Source organism: Ensifer sp. Root31 (assembly GCF_001424825.1).
Lineage (GTDB): Bacteria > Pseudomonadota > Alphaproteobacteria > Rhizobiales > Rhizobiaceae > Ensifer > Ensifer canadensis.
The window spans coordinates 25,690-42,703 of record NZ_LMCO01000010.1; the positions used below are offsets into that span (position 1 = coordinate 25,690).

The 17,014-nt window shown below is 62.6% G+C and carries 17 protein-coding genes; 14 read left to right on the forward strand and 3 right to left on the reverse strand.

The genetic code is table 11. From position 1 onward, the window contains the following. Position 1: 1 nt before the first annotated feature. A complete protein-coding gene (preA, locus tag ASD00_RS10910; RefSeq protein WP_025428109.1) occupies positions 2-1,315 on the forward strand; it encodes an NAD-dependent dihydropyrimidine dehydrogenase subunit PreA in 1,314 nt (437 codons plus the stop codon). A 54-nt stretch (positions 1,316-1,369) separates the two neighbouring features. Here preA and ASD00_RS10915 read toward each other — a convergent pair whose 3' ends face one another. Next, positions 1,370-2,392: an NAD(P)-dependent alcohol dehydrogenase gene (locus ASD00_RS10915; RefSeq protein WP_025428110.1), complete on the reverse strand. Its 1,023-nt coding sequence runs from the start codon at positions 2,390-2,392 to the stop codon at positions 1,370-1,372. Positions 2,393-2,498: 106 nt separating this feature from the next. Here ASD00_RS10915 and ASD00_RS10920 point away from each other — a divergent pair, with 106 nt between their 5' ends. From ASD00_RS10920 to ASD00_RS10935, 4 genes are all read left to right on the forward strand, one after another. Beyond that, positions 2,499-3,398 carry a LysR family transcriptional regulator gene (locus ASD00_RS10920; RefSeq protein ID WP_057206553.1) on the forward strand — a complete coding sequence of 300 codons (900 nt, stop codon included), beginning with the start codon at positions 2,499-2,501 and terminating at the stop codon, positions 3,396-3,398. Beyond that, positions 3,395-3,685 (forward strand): VOC family protein, encoded by a 291-nt coding sequence (locus tag ASD00_RS41160; RefSeq protein WP_025428112.1) that lies wholly within the window; start codon positions 3,395-3,397, stop codon positions 3,683-3,685. The genes ASD00_RS10920 and ASD00_RS41160 overlap by 4 nt, the downstream gene beginning before the upstream one ends. A gap of 139 nt (positions 3,686-3,824) precedes the next feature. Then, entirely contained in the window at positions 3,825-5,501 is a 1,677-nt protein-coding gene (locus ASD00_RS10930; RefSeq protein ID WP_057206555.1) for an adenylate/guanylate cyclase domain-containing protein, read from the forward strand. A 48-nt stretch (positions 5,502-5,549) separates the two neighbouring features. Beyond that, positions 5,550-6,479, forward strand: coding sequence for a DMT family transporter (locus ASD00_RS10935; RefSeq protein ID WP_051509177.1), 930 nt, complete (start codon positions 5,550-5,552; stop codon positions 6,477-6,479). Positions 6,480-6,491: 12 nt separating this feature from the next. Here ASD00_RS10935 and ASD00_RS10940 read toward each other — a convergent pair whose 3' ends face one another. Beyond that, positions 6,492-7,145 (reverse strand): TetR family transcriptional regulator C-terminal domain-containing protein, encoded by a 654-nt coding sequence (locus tag ASD00_RS10940; protein WP_025428115.1) that lies wholly within the window; start codon positions 7,143-7,145, stop codon positions 6,492-6,494. A gap of 285 nt (positions 7,146-7,430) precedes the next feature. Here ASD00_RS10940 and ASD00_RS10945 point away from each other — a divergent pair, with 285 nt between their 5' ends. Together ASD00_RS10945 and hydA are read left to right on the forward strand one after the other, a co-directional pair. Further along, complete coding sequence (locus ASD00_RS10945) at positions 7,431-8,681, forward strand: Zn-dependent hydrolase (RefSeq protein WP_025428116.1); 1,251 nt, start codon at positions 7,431-7,433, stop codon at positions 8,679-8,681. A gap of 82 nt (positions 8,682-8,763) precedes the next feature. Continuing rightward, positions 8,764-10,218 (forward strand): dihydropyrimidinase, encoded by a 1,455-nt coding sequence (hydA, locus tag ASD00_RS10950; protein WP_025428117.1) that lies wholly within the window; start codon positions 8,764-8,766, stop codon positions 10,216-10,218. A gap of 98 nt (positions 10,219-10,316) precedes the next feature. On the opposite strand, the gene ASD00_RS10955 is transcribed toward hydA, so the two are convergent. Beyond that, a complete protein-coding gene (locus tag ASD00_RS10955; protein ID WP_025428118.1) occupies positions 10,317-10,730 on the reverse strand; it encodes a cupin domain-containing protein in 414 nt (137 codons plus the stop codon). Between the two features lie 121 nt (positions 10,731-10,851). Here ASD00_RS10955 and ASD00_RS10960 point away from each other — a divergent pair, with 121 nt between their 5' ends. From ASD00_RS10960 to ASD00_RS10990, 7 genes are all read left to right on the forward strand, one after another. Further along, positions 10,852-11,643, forward strand: a complete 792-nt coding sequence (locus ASD00_RS10960; RefSeq protein ID WP_025428119.1) for an ABC transporter ATP-binding protein — start codon at positions 10,852-10,854, stop codon at positions 11,641-11,643. Between the two features lie 43 nt (positions 11,644-11,686). Beyond that, a complete protein-coding gene (locus ASD00_RS10965) occupies positions 11,687-12,109 on the forward strand; it encodes a GNAT family N-acetyltransferase (protein ID WP_225906277.1) in 423 nt (140 codons plus the stop codon). Beyond that, complete coding sequence (locus ASD00_RS10970; RefSeq protein WP_025428121.1) at positions 12,106-12,441, forward strand: hypothetical protein; 336 nt, start codon at positions 12,106-12,108, stop codon at positions 12,439-12,441. The genes ASD00_RS10965 and ASD00_RS10970 overlap by 4 nt, the downstream gene beginning before the upstream one ends. 2 nt (positions 12,442-12,443) lie before the next feature. Beyond that, entirely contained in the window at positions 12,444-13,328 is an 885-nt protein-coding gene (locus tag ASD00_RS10975) for an ABC transporter permease (protein WP_057206522.1), read from the forward strand. After that, positions 13,325-14,194 carry an ABC transporter permease gene (locus ASD00_RS10980; protein ID WP_025428123.1) on the forward strand — a complete coding sequence of 290 codons (870 nt, stop codon included), beginning with the start codon at positions 13,325-13,327 and terminating at the stop codon, positions 14,192-14,194. Before ASD00_RS10975 ends, ASD00_RS10980 begins: the two co-directional genes overlap by 4 nt. 97 nt (positions 14,195-14,291) lie before the next feature. Then, complete coding sequence (locus ASD00_RS10985; RefSeq protein ID WP_057206524.1) at positions 14,292-15,284, forward strand: ABC transporter substrate-binding protein; 993 nt, start codon at positions 14,292-14,294, stop codon at positions 15,282-15,284. A gap of 536 nt (positions 15,285-15,820) precedes the next feature. Beyond that, a complete protein-coding gene (locus ASD00_RS10990; RefSeq protein ID WP_025428125.1) occupies positions 15,821-17,008 on the forward strand; it encodes an efflux RND transporter periplasmic adaptor subunit in 1,188 nt (395 codons plus the stop codon). Positions 17,009-17,014: the final 6 nt, after the last annotated feature.

Genomic DNA, 17,014 nt, shown 5'->3' on the forward strand with positions numbered 1-17,014 from the left:
AATGGCTGATCTTCGCAACAATTTTGTCGGCATCAAATCCCCGAACCCGTTCTGGCTGGCGTCCGCGCCGCCGACGGACAAGGCCTATAACGTCGAGCGTGCCTTCAAGGCAGGCTGGGGCGGCGTCGTCTGGAAGACGCTCGGCGAGGAAGGACCGCCTGTCGTCAACGTCAACGGCCCGCGCTACGGCGCGATCTGGGGCGCCGACCGCCGGTTGTTGGGCTTCAACAACATCGAGCTCATCACCGACCGCGACCTTTATGTGAACCTGCGGGAAATGAAGCAGGTCAAGATGAACTGGCCGGACCGGGCCCTGATCGCATCGATCATGGTGCCCTGCGAGGAAGAGGCCTGGAAGGCGATCCTACCGCTGGTCGAAGAAACCGGCGCCGACGGCATCGAGCTCAATTTCGGCTGTCCGCACGGCATGTCCGAACGCGGCATGGGCGCCGCTGTCGGACAGGTGCCGGAATATATCGAAATGGTCGTTCGCTGGTGCAAGCAGTACACGCGCATGCCCGTCATCACCAAGCTGACGCCCAATATCACCGACGTCCGCAAGCCGGCCCGCGCCGCCAAGGCCGGCGGCACCGACGCAGTGTCGCTGATCAACACGATCAACTCGATCGTCTCCGTCGATCTCGACAACTTCGCCCCGAACCCGACGGTCGGCGGCAAGGGTACCCACGGCGGCTATTGCGGCCCGGCGGTCAAGCCGATCGCGCTCAACATGGTCGCCGAAATCGCCCGCGATCCGGAAACCTACGGCCTGCCGATATCAGGCATCGGTGGCATCACCACCTGGCGCGATGCGGCCGAGTTCCTGGTGCTTGGCGCCGGCAACGTGCAGGTCTGCACCGCGGCAATGACCTACGGCTTCAAGATCGTCCAGGAAATGATCTCCGGCTTGTCCGACTGGATGGATGCCAAGGGTCACCGCAACCTCGACGACATCACCGGCCGCGCCGTGCCGAATGTCACCGACTGGCAGTACCTCAACCTCAACTACATCGCCAAGGCCAAGATCGATCAGGATTCCTGCATCAAATGCGGTCGCTGTCACATCGTCTGCGAGGACACCTCGCACCAGGCGATCACCCAGTTCGTCAACGGCGTGCGCCACTTCGAGGTGATGGACGACGAGTGCGTCGGCTGCAACCTCTGCGTCAGCGTCTGTCCCGTCGAGAACTGCATCACCATGGAAGAACTGCCGGCAGGCGCCATGGACCAACGCACCGGCAAGCCGGTCGATCCGAACTATGCCAACTGGACGACGCATCCGAACAATCCGATGGCCCGCCAGGCAGCGGAATGACCAAAACCGACGCCGCCGGATTCTTGTCCGGCGGCGTCGGGAATTGGTGTTCGATCAGACCGCGACCACCACCTTGCCGAAGGCGCCGCGATCGAGATGCGCCAGTGCCTCGCGGAAATCCGCAAACCGATAGCGCGCATCGACCACAGGCTTCAGACCGGTTTGATCGACAGCCGCGACGAGGTCCTCAAGCGCCCGGCGATGGCCGACGCCGATGCCCTGGATGACAGGCGATTTCAACAGCACCAGCGGCGCCGGCGCCGAGATCTCGGCGCCTTCGAGCACCCCGATGACCGAGATCCGTCCCTGCACCGCCACCGCATGCAGCGACCGGCCGAGATTGGCGCCACCGGCAAGCTCCAGGATATGATCGGCGCCGTGATCGCCGGTGATCTCAAGCACACGCTCCACCCAGTCTTCCGACAGGCGGTCGATGCCATGGTCGGCACCGAGCTCGAGGGCGCGATCGAGCTTGTCCCGGCTTGCCGACGTGACGATGACTTCGGCCCCATGCGCCTTGGCGATCTGCAACCCGAACAGCGCGACACCACCCGTCCCCTGCACGACGACGCGGTCGCCGGCCTTCGGCCGCCCCTTCTCGACCAGCGCGTACCAGGCCGTTACACCGGCGCAGGGCAAGGTGCTTGCCTCGCCATCGTCAAGGCTCTTTGGCGCATGGACGAACCAGTCTTGCGGGAACGTGACATATTCCGAAGCAACGCCCGGATTGAGACCGCCGAGCGCAAACGACGTCGGTTGACGGGCCGTTCCCGGCTTTTGACCGTCGATCCAGCTGGGGTCGAAGACGGAAATGACCCGATCGCCGGCCTGAAAGCGCGTCACGTCGCTGCCGACCGCCTCGACGACGCCGGCCATGTCGGAGCCCGGCACGAAGGGGAAGACGAGCGGCATGCCCATGCCGTTTTCGAGCACCAGCTTGTCGCGAAAGTTGAGCGAAAAGGCGGTCGTGCGAACCAGCACCTCGCCCGGCCCCGCCTGTGGGATCGGCCGCTCCGTGAGCTTCAGGTTCTGAGGGCCGAACGCATCGATGGTCCATTCCTTCATCAGTCTCGCCATGGTCTTTCCTTTCATCGGATTTGATCTGATGGAGAAAGCATAGCGTTGAAATTATCTCTCCAGTTGCGATATGATTTCGTCATATTGGTTCCATGAGGGATACAAGATGAGCTACCTGAACGGCGTTTCGGTGTTCGTGGAGGCGGCCGACGCGGGCGGATTTTCCGCCGCCGCCGAAAGGCTCAACCTGTCGCGTTCAGCCGTCGGCAAGACCGTCGCCAAGCTGGAGCAAAGGCTGGGCGTGCGCCTGTTTCATCGCACCACCCGCACCCAGAGCCTGACCGACGAGGGTCAGCTGTTCTACGAAAACTGCCAGAGGGCGCTCAGCGAAATCAGAGCCGGCGAGGCGCTGCTGGAATCCGGCAAACAGGAGATACAGGGACGGCTGCGCCTGTCGATGCCGGTGCATTTCGGCCGCCAATGCATCATGCCGTTGCTGTCGGAACTGCTGCAGCAACATCCACGGCTGGAGTTCGACCTCAACTTCAGCGATCGCAACGTCGACCTTGTCGAGGACGGCTTCGATCTCGCCATCCGCACCGGCCCGCAACGGGATGAGCCCGAACTGATGATGCGCAAGATCGCCGACCAGCGCATGACCGTGTGCGCCTCCCCGGCCTATATCGAAGCGAATGGCGCACCGGAGACGATCGAAGACCTGACGGCGCACCAGGCGATCCTCTATCGGCGCAGCGGACAACCTCTCGCCTGGTCCTTTCCAGTGAAGGCCGGCCAGACGCAGACCGTCACGCCGCCGGCGCGTCTGCGGCTCGACGACCTGACGTCGATCGCCGACGCGGCGGCCGACGGCTTCGGCATCGCCTGGCTGCCTTGCTGGCTGGTGGGCAACCGCATCGCTTCCGGCTCGCTCGTGCAGATACTCGCCGATGTGCCCGCTCTGTCCTACGGCACCTATGTCGTCTGGCCGAAAACCCAATATATGCCGCCAAAGCTGCGGCTGCTCATCGATACCCTTGCCGCGCGGCTGCCGCCCATGATGGAATGACGCCAACGGCTATCCCTGTTGCGAGCGGAGGCGTCGGAAGCCAAGCAAGGAGGCAACGCGCCGGCAGCACCGTCTTCGCCCCGTTCAAGCGCGACACCGACTGTTTCGGCCAAAGCCAACAGATGTGGATGCTGAACTTCCGCGTCGACGCCATGACGGAGCAGCTTCGTACTGCGGGCATCGAGGTGACAGCCGACCCGCAAACCTATCCGAACGGCCGCTCCGCCAGGCTCTACGACCCCGAAGGCAACCCGATCGAGCTTTGGCAGCCGAACCCCGCCGAATAGCGCCAGTGGCCAATGACGCGCAAGACACGATAACGAAACAGATTGTGTAGAAAAGGTAAGTTGTCGGCGTATGCGATCTGGATAATAAAGGGGGAAATAACCGAAGCCGGTGTTTCGCCGGCAGAGCTGGGCTCGCTATTTGACGATCATTTCCGCCAATAGACGCAAGCGCATTCACCTCGTTTCCGGGGCAGTGCTTGGTACGTTCATCCTTGCCCATTTTCTCAACCATTCGCTCGGACTGATCTCCATCGATGCCATGGAGTCCGGCCGCAAGGTCTTCAACGTCGTCTGGCACAGCGTGCCCGGCACGGTGCTGCTCTATGGTGCGCTGCTTGCGCATTTCATGATGGCACTCGATAGCCTGTATCGCCGCCAGACGCTGCGCATGCCGATGCGCGAAGCGCTCAAGATCGTCTTCGGCCTCAGCCTGCCCTTCCTGCTGCTGGGCCACGTGACCGCCGCACGGGTCGAACCGCTTTTGACCGGAGTGGAGGCCGATTATCCCGGCATGCTGCGGGCGCTCTGGTCCAGCTGGACCAATGCCACTCGCCAATCTCTCGCCCTTTTGCTCGCCTGGAGCCACGGCTGCCTCGGCGCCTGGTTCTGGATGCGCGGACGGACCTGGTTTCCGCGCTACGAGGTCCTGCTCTACACGATCGCGATCCTCGTGCCGATCTTCGCGCTTCTCGGCTTCTTCAGCGGCGCCCGCTCGGTCGAGCGCGTCTATGCGGAGCATGGCGGCTATGGCGACAGCGCTGAAGCCAAGCCGGCCTTCGATGTCGACCTGCTCGAGAATATCCGGCTCGGTCTCTATCTCGGCTTTGCCGGGCTGATCGTCGGCACGTTTGCCCTGCGCGTCCTGCCCAAGGGTGGGCGCATCCGCGTGCGCTACCCCGATGGCCGTGTCGCCACCGTCAATCTCGGCTTCAGCGTGCTGGAGGCAAGCCGCGCCGCCGGCATCCCGCATGTCTCGGTCTGCGGCGGTCGCGGCCGCTGCTCTACCTGCCGCGTGCGCGTGATTCAGGGTCTCGAAGGCCAGCCGGGGCCGGAAGATGCCGAGCTGACGACGCTGACACGGATCGGCGCACCCGACAATGTCCGCCTTGCCTGCCAGTTCCGTCCGATCCACAACGTCACCGTCGTGCCTATCCTCGATACCGACAGCATCGGCATCAAGAAGCAGCTGGTGCGCCAGGATGGCGAGGGGCGCGAGCGGCGTATCGCCGTGCTCTTCTGCGACCTGCGCGGCTTCACCAGCATCGCCGAGCATAAGCTGCCCTTCGATACGGTCTTCCTCCTCAACCGCTATTTCGAGATGGTCGGCGAGGCGGTGGAGGATTCCGGTGGGGTCATCGACAAGTTCATCGGCGATGGCGCGCTGGCAATCTTCGGCCTGAAGAACTCGTTTACCGAGGCCTGCCAGCAATCGCTTGCAGCCGCGGTGCGCATTTCCAAGGGCATCGATGCTCTCAACCAGACCTTCCAGGGCGAGCTCGACGAGCCGCTGCGGATCGCGATCGGTATGCATGCCGGCCCAGCCATCATCGGCGAGATCGGCTATGGACAGGCGACGTCTCTGACTGCCGTCGGCGATACCATCAATACGGCAAGCCGGCTCGAAGGCCTTGCCAAGGAACACGACGCCCAACTCGCCGTTTCGGCCGAGCTCGTCAATCGCGCCGGTGTGGTGATGGAGGCGCACAAGCGGCTCGACATCAGCCTTCGCGGACGCCAGGCGACCCTCGAAACCTGGATCGTCGAAGATGCCGGCGATATCGCCAAGGCCTTGCAACCCTCACCCGCTCCGGCTTAGGTGTATGGGCGCTCGCTCGAGTCTTCAGCACCGGATCCGGAAGCCAGCATGAAACAGGATGTCTCGCCGAAAACGGCGCACCAGAGCCACGCCAAGGGCGTCGAAAAGCTCAAGGCGCATCTGGCGATGCTGACCTTTTCGGCGCTCATCGCCGGTTCCTTCTCCTTCGGCGGATTGGCGGCACAGCACATGGGCGCCGGCCCGCTGACGCTCTGGCGCTATCTCTTGACCGTCGTGGTGCTTGGCGTGCTCACCTTCGGTTACGCCAGGGTGCCGTTTCGGATCCCCAGGCAGTTGTGGCGCTTCCTCATCCTCGGCGGGCTGATCGCCGTCTACATGCTGACGATGTTCAAGGCGCTGGAATTCACCGACCCGGTGTCGACGGGCGCCGTCTTCACGCTGATGCCGCTCTTGAGCGCGGGCTTTGCCTTTCTACTGCTCAGCCAGCACACCCGTCCGGGCGTGCTCGCAGGCCTGATCATCGCAGCACTTGGCGCCGTCTGGGTGATCTTTCGCGCCAACATCCAGGCAATCCTCGCCTTCGACATCGGCCAGGGCGAGCTGATCTTCTTCGTCGGCGTCATCTGCCACGCGATCTACGTGCCGCTGATCCGCAAGTTCGACCGCAAGGAAAACCCCTTCGCCTTCGGCTTCTGGGTTGCCGCCTGCACCGTGCCGTGGCTGCTTGTACCCGGCGCCGCAGGCCTTGCCAGCACCGACTTTCCAAGCCTGCCGGCCATCGTCTGGATCGCCGTCGCATATTTGGCCGTCGTCACCACCGCGATCACCTTCCTCCTGCTGCAATACGCATCCCTGCGCCTGCCATCGTCGAAAGTGCTCGGCTACGGCTATCTGACGCCCAGCTTCATCATTCTGCTTGAGGGCATTCTCGGTCACGGCTGGGTCAGCCTGCCGGTTCTCGCCGGGGCACTGACGACGGCCTGCGGGCTGGCGTTGATGGCATTGCTGCCGGATTGATCCCAACGGCGCTCAGGCGGCAGGCTGTTCGCTCACCTGCAGCCCGTCGACGAACAGGCGCTCGAGAAACCGCGCCGCATCCTCGAACCGACCCTCGCCGGAATTGCCCTGCCCGAGCACGGCGCGCACCTGCACGTCGAAGTCGGCATAATGCTGCGTCGTCGACCAGATCGCGAAGATCAGGTGGTAGGGGTCGCATTTGGCGATCTTGCCGGCTTTGGTCCAGGCGCGGATGACCTCCGCCTTCTCGTCGACAAGCTCCTTCAGCGGCCCCTTGAGTTCGTCTTCGATATGCGGCGCGCCTTGCAGGACCTCATTGGCGAAGAGCCGGCTTTCGCGCGGGAAATCGCGCGCCATCTCCAGCTTCCGCCGGATGTAGCTGCGGATCTCGGTAACCGGGTTTCCCTCGGCGTCGAAGGCACGCAACGGATCAAGCCAGGTATCGAGCACGCGATCGATCAGCGCGCGGTGCATCGCTTCCTTGGTGCGGAAATAATAGAGCAGGTTCGGCTTCGACATGCCGGCCACATCGGCGATCTGATCGACGGTCGCGCCGCGAAAGCCGTTCGCCGAAAACACCTCCAGCGCTGCCTCCAGAATGCGCTCTTCCTTCTCCTCCTGGATGCGTGTACGCCTCTGGGTCTTGGCCGCTCTCGGAAGTACCATTTCGCCCCCTGCAGGTGCCTGCGCGTTCATCCGCACAGGTCGTATCTGCCCAAATTTCGGCGCCGCCATCTTTTCGGGCAACAACTTCGTTTTTTTGTTTTTCCGACTTGAGTGCCGCAACGGAAGTTGTAATGTTTTACCAACCGGTCAAATTATCAGCCAGTTCGCCAGCAAAGGCAACGACTGATCGAAGGGCACCAGAAAAAACCAAGCCTGGATTTGACCAAGGGAACGTGAGGGGCATGCACCACCCAAGGTGCCGCCCAAAAAAATGAGGAGACCGCCGTGGCAGCACCTGGCGAGAACATGCGCGTCAATGCCGACCGCCTGTGGGATACGTTAATGGACATGGCCAAGATCGGCCCGGGCATCGCCGGCGGCAACAACCGCCAGACGCTGACCGACGAGGATGGCGAGGGCCGCAAGCTCTTCCAGTCCTGGTGCGATCAGGCCGGCCTGACCATGGGCGTCGACACCATGGGCAACATGTTTTTCACCCGGCCCGGCACCGACCCGGATGCCCTTCCTGTGTATGTCGGCTCTCATCTCGATACCCAGCCGACCGGCGGCAAGTTCGACGGCGTGCTCGGCGTGCTCTCGGGCCTCGAGGTCGTGCGCTCGATGAACGATCTCGGCATCAAGACCAGGCACCCCATTGTCGTCACCAACTGGACCAACGAGGAAGGCGCGCGCTTTGCGCCGGCGATGCTCGCCTCCGGCGTTTTTGCCGGCGTGCACAGCCAGGAATTTGCCTACGCCCGCAAGGACCCGGAAGGAAAGGCCTTCGGCGACGAACTGAAGCGCATCGGCTGGGTCGGCGACGAAGAGGTCGGCGCCCGCAAGATGCACGCTTATTTCGAATATCACATCGAGCAAGGCCCTATCCTCGAGGCCGAAAACAAGGATATCGGCGTCGTCACCCATTGTCAGGGCCTGTGGTGGCTGGAGTTCACACTGACCGGGCGCGAGGCGCATACCGGCTCGACCCCGATGAACATGCGCGTCAATGCCGGCCTGGCCATGTCGCGGATCATCGAGATGGTTCAGGGCGTGGCGATGGAAAACCAGCCGGGCGCCGTCGGCGGCGTCGGTCAGGTGGTCTTCTCGCCCAACTCGCGCAACGTGCTGCCCGGCAAGGTCGTCTTCACCGTCGATATCCGCTCGCCCGACAAGGCCAAGCTCGACCGCATGCGCGCCAAGATCGAGGCGGAAGCGCCTGAGATCGCCGATGCGCTCGGCGTCGGCTGCTCCGTCGAGGCCATCGGCCACTTCGAACCGGTGACCTTCGATCCGAAACTCGTCACTGCCGTGCGCAACGCCGCCGAAAGGCTCGGCTACAGCCACATGAACCTGATCTCAGGTGCCGGACACGATGCCTGCTGGGCAGCCAAGGTCGCGCCCGCGACCATGGTCATGTGCCCCTGCGTCGGAGGCCTCAGCCACAACGAGGCGGAGGACATCTCAAAGGAGTGGGCCGGCGCCGGCGCCGACGTCCTCTTCCACGCCGTCGTTGAAACGGCCGAAATCGTCGAATGAGTTTGCGGGCGGGACGAAAGTTCCGCCCTTTTTCGTGGCGGCCCAAGGGCCACCGGAAGCACAATCGCGAGGATGAAAATCAATGAGCACTGTCATCAAGGGTGGAACCATCGTCACCGCCGATCTGACCTACAAGGCGGACGTGAAGATTGAAGACGGCAGGATCATCGAGATCGGCCCGGACCTCAAAGGCGACGAAACGCTCGACGCCAGCGGCTGTTTCGTCATGCCCGGCGGCATCGACCCGCACACCCACCTCGAAATGCCCTTCATGGGTACCTACTCTTCCGACGATTTCGAAAGTGGCACCCGGGCAGCACTCGCCGGCGGCACGACCATGGTCGTGGATTTCGCCCTGCCCTCGCCCAACCAGTCGCTGCTCGAAGCGCTGGATATGTGGCACAACAAGTCGACCCGCGCCAACTGCGACTATTCCTTCCACATGGCGATCACCTGGTGGAGCGAGCAGGTCTTCAACGAGATGGAGACCATCGTCAGGGACAAAGGCATCAACACCTTCAAGCACTTCATGGCCTATAAGGGCGCGTTGATGGTCGACGACGACGAGATGTTCTCGTCCTTCCAGCGCTGTGCCGGCCTGGGTGCGCTGCCGCTCGTCCACGCGGAAAACGGCGACGTGGTTGCCCAATTGCAGGCGAAGCTGCTGGCGGAAGGCAACAACGGCCCGGAGGCGCATGCCTATTCGCGGCCGGCCGAAGTCGAGGGCGAGGCAACCAACCGGGCGATCATGATCGCCGACATGGCGGGCAGCCCGGTCTACATCGTCCACACCTCCTGCGAACAGGCGCATGAAGCAATCCGCCGAGCCCGCGCCAAGGGCATGCGCGTCTTCGGCGAACCGCTGATCCAGCACCTGACGCTCGACGAAACCGAATATTTCAACAAGGACTGGGACCACGCCGCCCGCCGCGTGATGTCGCCGCCGTTCCGCAACAAGCTGCACCAGGATAGTCTCTGGGCCGGCCTCGCATCCGGTTCGCTGCAGGTGGTCGCGACCGACCATTGCGCCTTTACCTCAGAGCAGAAGCGCTCCGGCGTCGGCGATTTCACCAAGATCCCCAATGGCACCGGCGGGCTTGAAGATCGCATGCCGATGCTGTGGACCCACGGCGTCAACACCGGCCGCATCACCATGAACGAGTTCGTGGCCGTCACGTCGACGAACATCGCCAAGATCCTCAACATCTACCCGAAGAAGGGCGCTGTTCTCGTCGGCGCCGACGCCGACCTGGTGGTCTGGGATCCGAAGCGGTCGAAGACGATCTCGGCCAAGAACCAGCAGTCGGCGATCGACTACAACGTCTTCGAGGGCAAGGAAGTAAAGGGCCTGCCGCGTTACACGCTGACGCGCGGCGTCGTCGCCATCGAGGAAAACACGGTCAAGACGCGCGAGGGCCATGGCGAATTCGTCCGCCGCGATCCGTTCCCGGCCGTCAGCACCGCGCTCACCACCTGGAAGGAAGTCACCGCCCCCCGCGCCGTCCAGCGCAGCGGCATCCCGGCAACAGGCGTGTGATCCCCGTGCTTCACGGCCTGCACGTCTTCCCACCACTCTGTCCCACCGGACATGTTCCGCCGCACCGGCGGGACGCTTCGGCGCGTTTGCTGGTCGCGTCACCCGGGCACGAGAGCGTCAAGCTCCGGCAAGAGGACGACGCTTTCCTGCCCATTGGGGTCGGTGCGGGCGATCACGGCCGAACAGGGTGCATCGGAGAGGTTTGCCGGCAGGTGCGGCACGCCGGCCGGAATGTAGAACATCTCGCCGGCGCGAACGACGGCATGCTCCTCGAGCCGCTCGCCGAACCAAGTGTGCGCCTCGCCCGACAGCACGTAGATCGCCGTCTCATGGTCCTCGTGCAGATGCGCCTTGGCACGGGCGCCGGGCGGGATTGTCAGGAGGTGCATGCAGATGCCGGTCGCCCCAACGGTTTCCGCCGCGATGCCCTCGAAATAGCTGAGCCCCTGCTTTCCGGCATGTCCGCTGCCGGGGCGAACCACGCGACAGCCAGGATTGGATGATCGAGACATGACTGTTCTCCAGAATTCCCTGAAAAACCAGCAGCAAACGGCTCCGCTTACAAATCCGCGATTGCATGTTGCCGGTCCGGATAGCAGTCTGACACAGCCAAGCCAGAATGAGTATTCGCCGATGACGTCCAATACCGCATCCGTGGTTTCGGCCCGGGACCTCTGTCTGACCTTCGAGACCGCCGACGGCCCGGTGAACGCCCTGACCGGCGTCAATCTGGATGTGACCAAGGGGGATTTCGTTTCCTTCATCGGCCCCTCCGGCTGCGGCAAGACGACGTTCCTGCGCGTCATCGCCGATCTGGAAAAGGCGACCTCCGGTACGATCACCGTCAATGGCATGACGCCCGAGGAAGCGCGGCGGCAACGCGCCTACGGCTATGTCTTTCAGGCGGCCGCCCTCTATCCCTGGCGCACCATCGAGAAGAACATCGCCCTGCCGCTCGAAATCATGGGCTACAACAGGCAGGAGCAGAAGGCGCGCATCGACCGCACGCTGGATCTCGTCAACCTCGCCGGTTTCGGCAAGAAATACCCATGGCAACTGTCGGGCGGCATGCAGCAGCGCGCGTCGATCGCCCGCGCGCTTGCCTTCGACGCCGATCTTCTCCTGATGGACGAGCCCTTCGGCGCGCTTGACGAGATTGTTCGTGATCATCTGAACGAGCAGCTGTTGAAGCTCTGGGCCCGTACCAACAAGACCATCTGTTTCGTCACGCATTCCATTCCCGAAGCGGTCTATCTCTCCACCAGGATCGTGGTGATGAGCCCTCGCCCCGGCCGCGTCACCGACATCATCGAATCGCCCTTGCCGCGAGAGCGCCCGCTCGGCATTCGCGAAACGCCTGAGTTTCTCGAGGTCGCCCATCGCGTGCGCGAGGGCCTGAGAGCGGGGCACAGCTATGAGGAATAGCGGGGCGTCTTCGACCATTTGCCGTCCTGCAACACGGGCCGACATGAGTGCCTGCGCCGACATTCTCAACCGCTGGATCGACGCGACGCCGTGGATGCCGCGGATACACCAGCATGCCGACGTCGAGCGATATTATCTCGAGACGGTCTTTCCCGAGCGGACCGTGATCGTTGCCGAGCGCAACGACCGGGTCGCAGGCTTCATGGCGCTCTCAAGTGATCATTATGTAACGGCGCTTTATGTCGACGACGTCCACCGCGGCGTGGGCGTCGGCAGCAATCTGCTCAAGACCGCGAGGTCGCTGTCCGCAACAGAGTTGAACCTCTGGACCTTCGAGGCAAACGGCAACGCCCAGCGCTTCTACGAACGCCAGGGCTTCTCTGCCGTAAGCCGCACCGATGGCGACAACGAGGAAGGCCTGCCTGACATTCTCTACCATTGGCGTGGAGCGGGGGTACGGCCATGAACCTTGCCTATGTCCTCTGGCTGCTGCTTGCCACGACCATTTTTCTCGGCGGCGCGACGGCTTCGCGCGCCTATGTCTCCAACAGCCATGTCGGCGTGCTGGTTCTGGCCCTCGGGCTCTACATGGTCGGCAACATCATCATGGTGAAGCTGATGCGCGACGGCGGGCTTGGCCTTGCAATCTCGTTGTCAGCCATCGTGCAATTGGTTCTCGTCAACATCATTGCCTTTGCCGTCTTCGGCGAAAAGCTGAGCCTCACCCAGGCGGCCGGCGTCATGCTCGGCATCGCCGCCATGGGCCTGATTTTGCTGCCGGCAAGCGGAAAGGCATGACGATGAGAGAAGAAAGCTTCCTCAGGCACAAGCTCTTGCCAGTCGGCACCGTCGTCGCGCTGTTGATCGTGGTCTGGTACATTGCAGTCGTGTTCCTGAACGCGCCGTTCGAGCGCGACACCGCTGCCCGCGCCGGCACCGAGATCAGTTTCTCGCAGATCGTTCACAACACCATGGCGCAGGAGCGCCCCGTTCTGCCGGCACCGCACCAGGTTATCGCCGAGATCTGGGATACGACCGTCAACAAGCCGATCACCTCGAAACGCAGCCTGGTCTATCACGCCTGGATCACGCTTTCGGCCACTCTGCTCGGTTTCGGCATCGGCGCTGTACTCGGCATTCTCCTGGCCATCGGCATCGTGCACAACCGCGCCATGGACCGGTCGCTGATGCCCTGGGTGATCGCCAGCCAGACGATCCCGATCCTCGCCATCGCGCCGATGATCATCGTCGTCCTCAACGCGATCGGCATCTCCGGGCTTTTGCCGAAGGCGCTGATCTCGACCTATCTCTCGTTCTTCCCCGTGGTCGTCGGTATGGTGAAGGGCCTGCGCAGCCCCGAGGCGATCCAACTCGATCTGATGCACACATACAATGCCTCGCAAGCGCAGGCCTTCTGGAAGCTGCGCTGGCCGTCATCGATGCCCTATCTCTTCACCTCGCTGAAGGTTGCCGTCGCAATTTCGCTCGTCGGCGCCATCGTCGGCGAACTGCCGACAGGTGCCGTAGCCGGCCTCGGCGCGCGCCTGCTCGCCGGTTCCTATTATGGCCAGACGGTGCAGATCTGGTCGGCGCTGTTCATGGCGGCAGCGCTTGCGGCGGTGCTGGTCATGATCGTCGGCTTTGCACACACCGCCGTCCTGAAGCGCATGGGGGCCAAGCCATGAATCTTCCGATCCTGATTGGTGCCGTCGTCTTCTGGCTTGCGGCCTGGGCCTTCAACGAATGGCTGGTGCGCCAGCGGTTTCAAAGCGAAGCCGCCAACCGGGCCGCACATTTCGCCGTACCGCTCCTCTTCGGCATCACCCTGCTGGTGCTCTGGGAAGGCATCGTGCGCGGCTTTTCCGTACCCTCCGTCCTGCTGCCGGCACCGTCGATGATCTGGCAGCGCCTGATCAACTCGCTGCCAACACTGGCGGCAGACTTCCGCCAGACATTCCTGAAGGCGGTGCTAACAGGCTATGCCCTCGGTTGCGGCCTTGGTTTCGTCGTCGCCATCCTCATCGATCGCTCGCCATTCCTGCAAAAGGGGCTGCTGCCGCTCGGCAACTTCGTCTCGGCGCTGCCGGTCATCGGCGTTGCGCCGATCATGGTCATGTGGTTCGGCTTCGACTGGCAGTCCAAGGTCGCCGTCGTCGTCATCATGACGTTCTTCCCGATGCTGGTGAACACCATCGCCGGACTGGCAGCGTCCAGCCACATGGAGCGCGACCTGATGCGCACCTATGCCGCCTCCTGGTGGCAGACGCTCGTCAAGCTGCGCCTGCCGGCCGCCTGGCCGTTCATCTTCAACGCGCTCAAGATCAACTCCACCCTGGCGCTGATCGGCGCCATCGTCGCCGAATTCTTCGGGACACCCATTGTCGGCATGGGGTTCCGGATCTCCACGGAAGTGGGCCGCATGAACGTCGACATGGTCTGGGCCGAAATCGCCGTCGCGGCGGTGGCAGGTTCGGCCTTCTACGGGGTGGTGGCGCTCATCGAGCGCGCCGTCACCTTCTGGCATCCTTCCATTCGCGGAGGGCGCGCCTGAGAACACCGTGGAGCAATTCCAGGAAAAGTGTGAAACGGTTTTCCGTCCCGAATTGCCTACTTCAAACACAATGAAACAAAAACAAGAGGGAACTGACATGAACAAGAGACTTGCATCGCTTCTCGCCGCAGGCGTCTTTTCGCTCGCAGCATTCCATGCCGAAGCCGCCGACAAGGTGACACTGCAGCTGAAATGGGTCACGCAGGCGCAGTTTGCCGGCTACTACGTCGCCAAGGACAAGGGCTTCTACGAAGAAGAAGGGCTCGACGTCGATATCAAGCCCGGCGGCCCGGATATCGCGCCCGCGCAGGTGATTGCCGGCGGAGGCGCCGACGTCGTCGTCGACTGGATGCCGTCAGCCCTTGCCACCCGCGAAAAGGGCGTGCCGCTCGTCAACATCGCTCAGCCGTTCAAGAAGTCGGGCATGATGCTGACCTGCCTCAAGGAGAGCGGCGTCACCAGCCCGGACAAGTTCAAGGGACACACGCTTGGCGTCTGGTTCTTCGGCAACGAGTATCCGTTCCTGTCGTGGATGTCGCATCTGAAGATCCCGACGGACGGCGGCCCGGAAGGCGTGACCGTCCTGAAGCAGGGCTTCAACGTCGATCCGCTGATCCAGAAGCAGGCGGCCTGCATCTCGACCATGACCTACAACGAGTACTGGCAGGTCATCGATGCCGGCATCAAGCCGGACGATCTCGTGACATTCCAGTATGAAGACCAGGGCGTGGCGACACTCGAAGATGGCCTCTACGTGCTCGAAGACAAGCTCAAGGATGCGGCCTTCAAGGAAAAGATAGTCAAGTTCGTGCGCGCCTCGATGAAGGGCTGGAAGTATGCCGAACAGAACCCGGATGAAGCAGCCGACATCGTTCTCGAGAATGACTCAACCGGTGCCCAGACCGAAAAGCACCAGAAGCGCATGATGGGCGAAGTGGCCAAGCTGACCGCCGGTTCGAACGGCGCCCTGGATGAAGCCGACTACAAGCGCACCGTGCAGTCGCTGCTTTCGGGCGGTTCCGATCCGGTCATCTCCAAGGAGCCGGAAGGCGCCTGGACGCACGAGATCACCGACGCCGCGTTGAAGTAGGAAGAAAACAAACCGAATGACAGAAGAGGGTCGCGCGACAGCCATCGCGCGGCCCTCTTCCGTTTGCGTGCAGGCCTTTCATGGCCCGCTAAGGTTGCCTCGAATTTCCGGGCGTGGGGGTGGCAATTCGGGGCCAACGGGCCGTTGATGCGCCTCGATTGTCAAGATCGTGTCGAGATTGCAACCAAGATTGCAGAACGGAAGAAATATTGAGGAACCATCACTTCACCGCACTTGTAAGCAGATGATGTGAAGATTACATAGGCGCGGATGTTTGTTGGAGGCAAGCAACACGGAGGAGTTGATTTTTCCGAATAGTTTGCCTGCGGGAGCCTCTCCCCGTCCTGCCCGCGCTCACGGTCTGATACCGTGCGAGTGGCGCATGAATGAAAATGGCCGTGCGCCTATGCCTTGTTTCGCTTAATCCGCGAAGACAAGCGTCGGCGAAACTGAAAATCGCTTGATTGCATTGGGATCCGGCCTGCGAAGGCACAGTTCCTTTTTATGTCGTTTCCGTTGCCAGGATTGTAAAGCCGATGGCTCAGAAAGTATTACCTGCTCTCAGCGTTTGCGTTGCGATGATGATTGCTCCGTTTTCAAGTGCATTTGCCGAGGAACCAGCCAAGGCGCAGCCCGCGCAGAGCCTGCCGTCGATCGTCGTGACCGAGGCAGTCGATCAGTCGATCAGCGATCGCGTCGTTGCAACCGGGACGATACAGGCGGTTGAGCAGATCTATGTCGCGCCGCTGGTCGAGGGCTTGTCGATCCGCTCGCTCAATGTCGATATCGGCGACAAGGTCGAAGCAGGCAGCGTGCTGGTGGTTCTCAACGACGACGCGCTGCGGCTTGAAAAGAGCCAGCTCGAAGCGGCGCTCGCCAAGGCGGAAGCCGGGCTGGCGCAGCTCACCGCTCAACTTAGCGAAGCAAAGGCCAATTCCGAAGAAGCGACACGCGTCAGCGATCGCAACGCGGAGCTTGCCAAGAACGGCACCGTTTCGACGGCGGAAGCCGATCGCGTCCGCGCTCTTGCCGCGGCCACCCGTGCCCGGGTCCGCTCCGCCGAACAGGCCGCTGCGGTCTCCAAGGCCGATATCAAGGTGGCGCAGTCCCAGATCGACGACATCGATCTTCGCCTCACCCGCACCGAGGTCAAGGCCCCGGTCGCCGGCGTCATTTCCGCCAAGAACGCCAAGATCGGTGCGATCGCCAATGGCAGCGGCGAACCGCTGTTTGCGATGATCCGCGATGGCGCGATCGAGATGAAAGCGGATGTCGCCGAAGCCGACATCATCAAGCTTGCCGTCGGCCAGCCGGCGACGATCACGCTTGCCGGCGGGAACACCAAGGTCGAGGGCGCCATCCGCCTGATCGCCCCGACGGTCGATCCCGTTTCCCGGCTCGGCACCGTGTTCATCAGCCTCAAGGACACCGCCAAGGCACGCTCCGGCATGTATGCCAGCGCCATCATCACCGCCGAAGAGAAAACAGCTGTCGTTCTGCCGCAAACGGCGGTTACCAATGAGAACGGCAAGACCATCGTGCGCAAGGTCGACAACGGTGTGGTCAACATCATCCCGGTGACGACCGGCATCTCCGATGGCAAGTTCGTCGAGGTGGTCGAGGGGTTGAAGGCCGGCGAAGAGGTTGTCGCCAGGGCCGGCGCCTATGTGCGCGACGGCGACCGCATCAACCCCGTCAAACCAGCGCAACCAGCGACCAACTGACAGGAA

Coding starts and splice junctions, on each gene's coding strand:
- preA (WP_025428109.1), top strand. CDS start 2: ATGGCTGATCTTCGCAACAATTTTGTCGGCATCAAATCCCCGAACCCG.
- ASD00_RS10915 (WP_025428110.1), bottom strand. CDS start 2,392: ATGGCGAGACTGATGAAGGAATGGACCATCGATGCGTTCGGCCCTCAG.
- ASD00_RS10920 (WP_057206553.1), top strand. CDS start 2,499: ATGAGCTACCTGAACGGCGTTTCGGTGTTCGTGGAGGCGGCCGACGCG.
- ASD00_RS41160 (WP_025428112.1), top strand. CDS start 3,395: ATGACGCCAACGGCTATCCCTGTTGCGAGCGGAGGCGTCGGAAGCCAA.
- ASD00_RS10935 (WP_051509177.1), top strand. CDS start 5,550: ATGAAACAGGATGTCTCGCCGAAAACGGCGCACCAGAGCCACGCCAAG.
- ASD00_RS10940 (WP_025428115.1), bottom strand. CDS start 7,145: ATGGTACTTCCGAGAGCGGCCAAGACCCAGAGGCGTACACGCATCCAG.
- hydA (WP_025428117.1), top strand. CDS start 8,764: ATGAGCACTGTCATCAAGGGTGGAACCATCGTCACCGCCGATCTGACC.
- ASD00_RS10955 (WP_025428118.1), bottom strand. CDS start 10,730: ATGTCTCGATCATCCAATCCTGGCTGTCGCGTGGTTCGCCCCGGCAGC.
- ASD00_RS10960 (WP_025428119.1), top strand. CDS start 10,852: ATGACGTCCAATACCGCATCCGTGGTTTCGGCCCGGGACCTCTGTCTG.
- ASD00_RS10965 (WP_225906277.1), top strand. CDS start 11,687: ATGAGTGCCTGCGCCGACATTCTCAACCGCTGGATCGACGCGACGCCG.
- ASD00_RS10970 (WP_025428121.1), top strand. CDS start 12,106: ATGAACCTTGCCTATGTCCTCTGGCTGCTGCTTGCCACGACCATTTTT.
- ASD00_RS10975 (WP_057206522.1), top strand. CDS start 12,444: ATGAGAGAAGAAAGCTTCCTCAGGCACAAGCTCTTGCCAGTCGGCACC.
- ASD00_RS10980 (WP_025428123.1), top strand. CDS start 13,325: ATGAATCTTCCGATCCTGATTGGTGCCGTCGTCTTCTGGCTTGCGGCC.
- ASD00_RS10985 (WP_057206524.1), top strand. CDS start 14,292: ATGAACAAGAGACTTGCATCGCTTCTCGCCGCAGGCGTCTTTTCGCTC.
- ASD00_RS10990 (WP_025428125.1), top strand. CDS start 15,821: ATGGCTCAGAAAGTATTACCTGCTCTCAGCGTTTGCGTTGCGATGATG.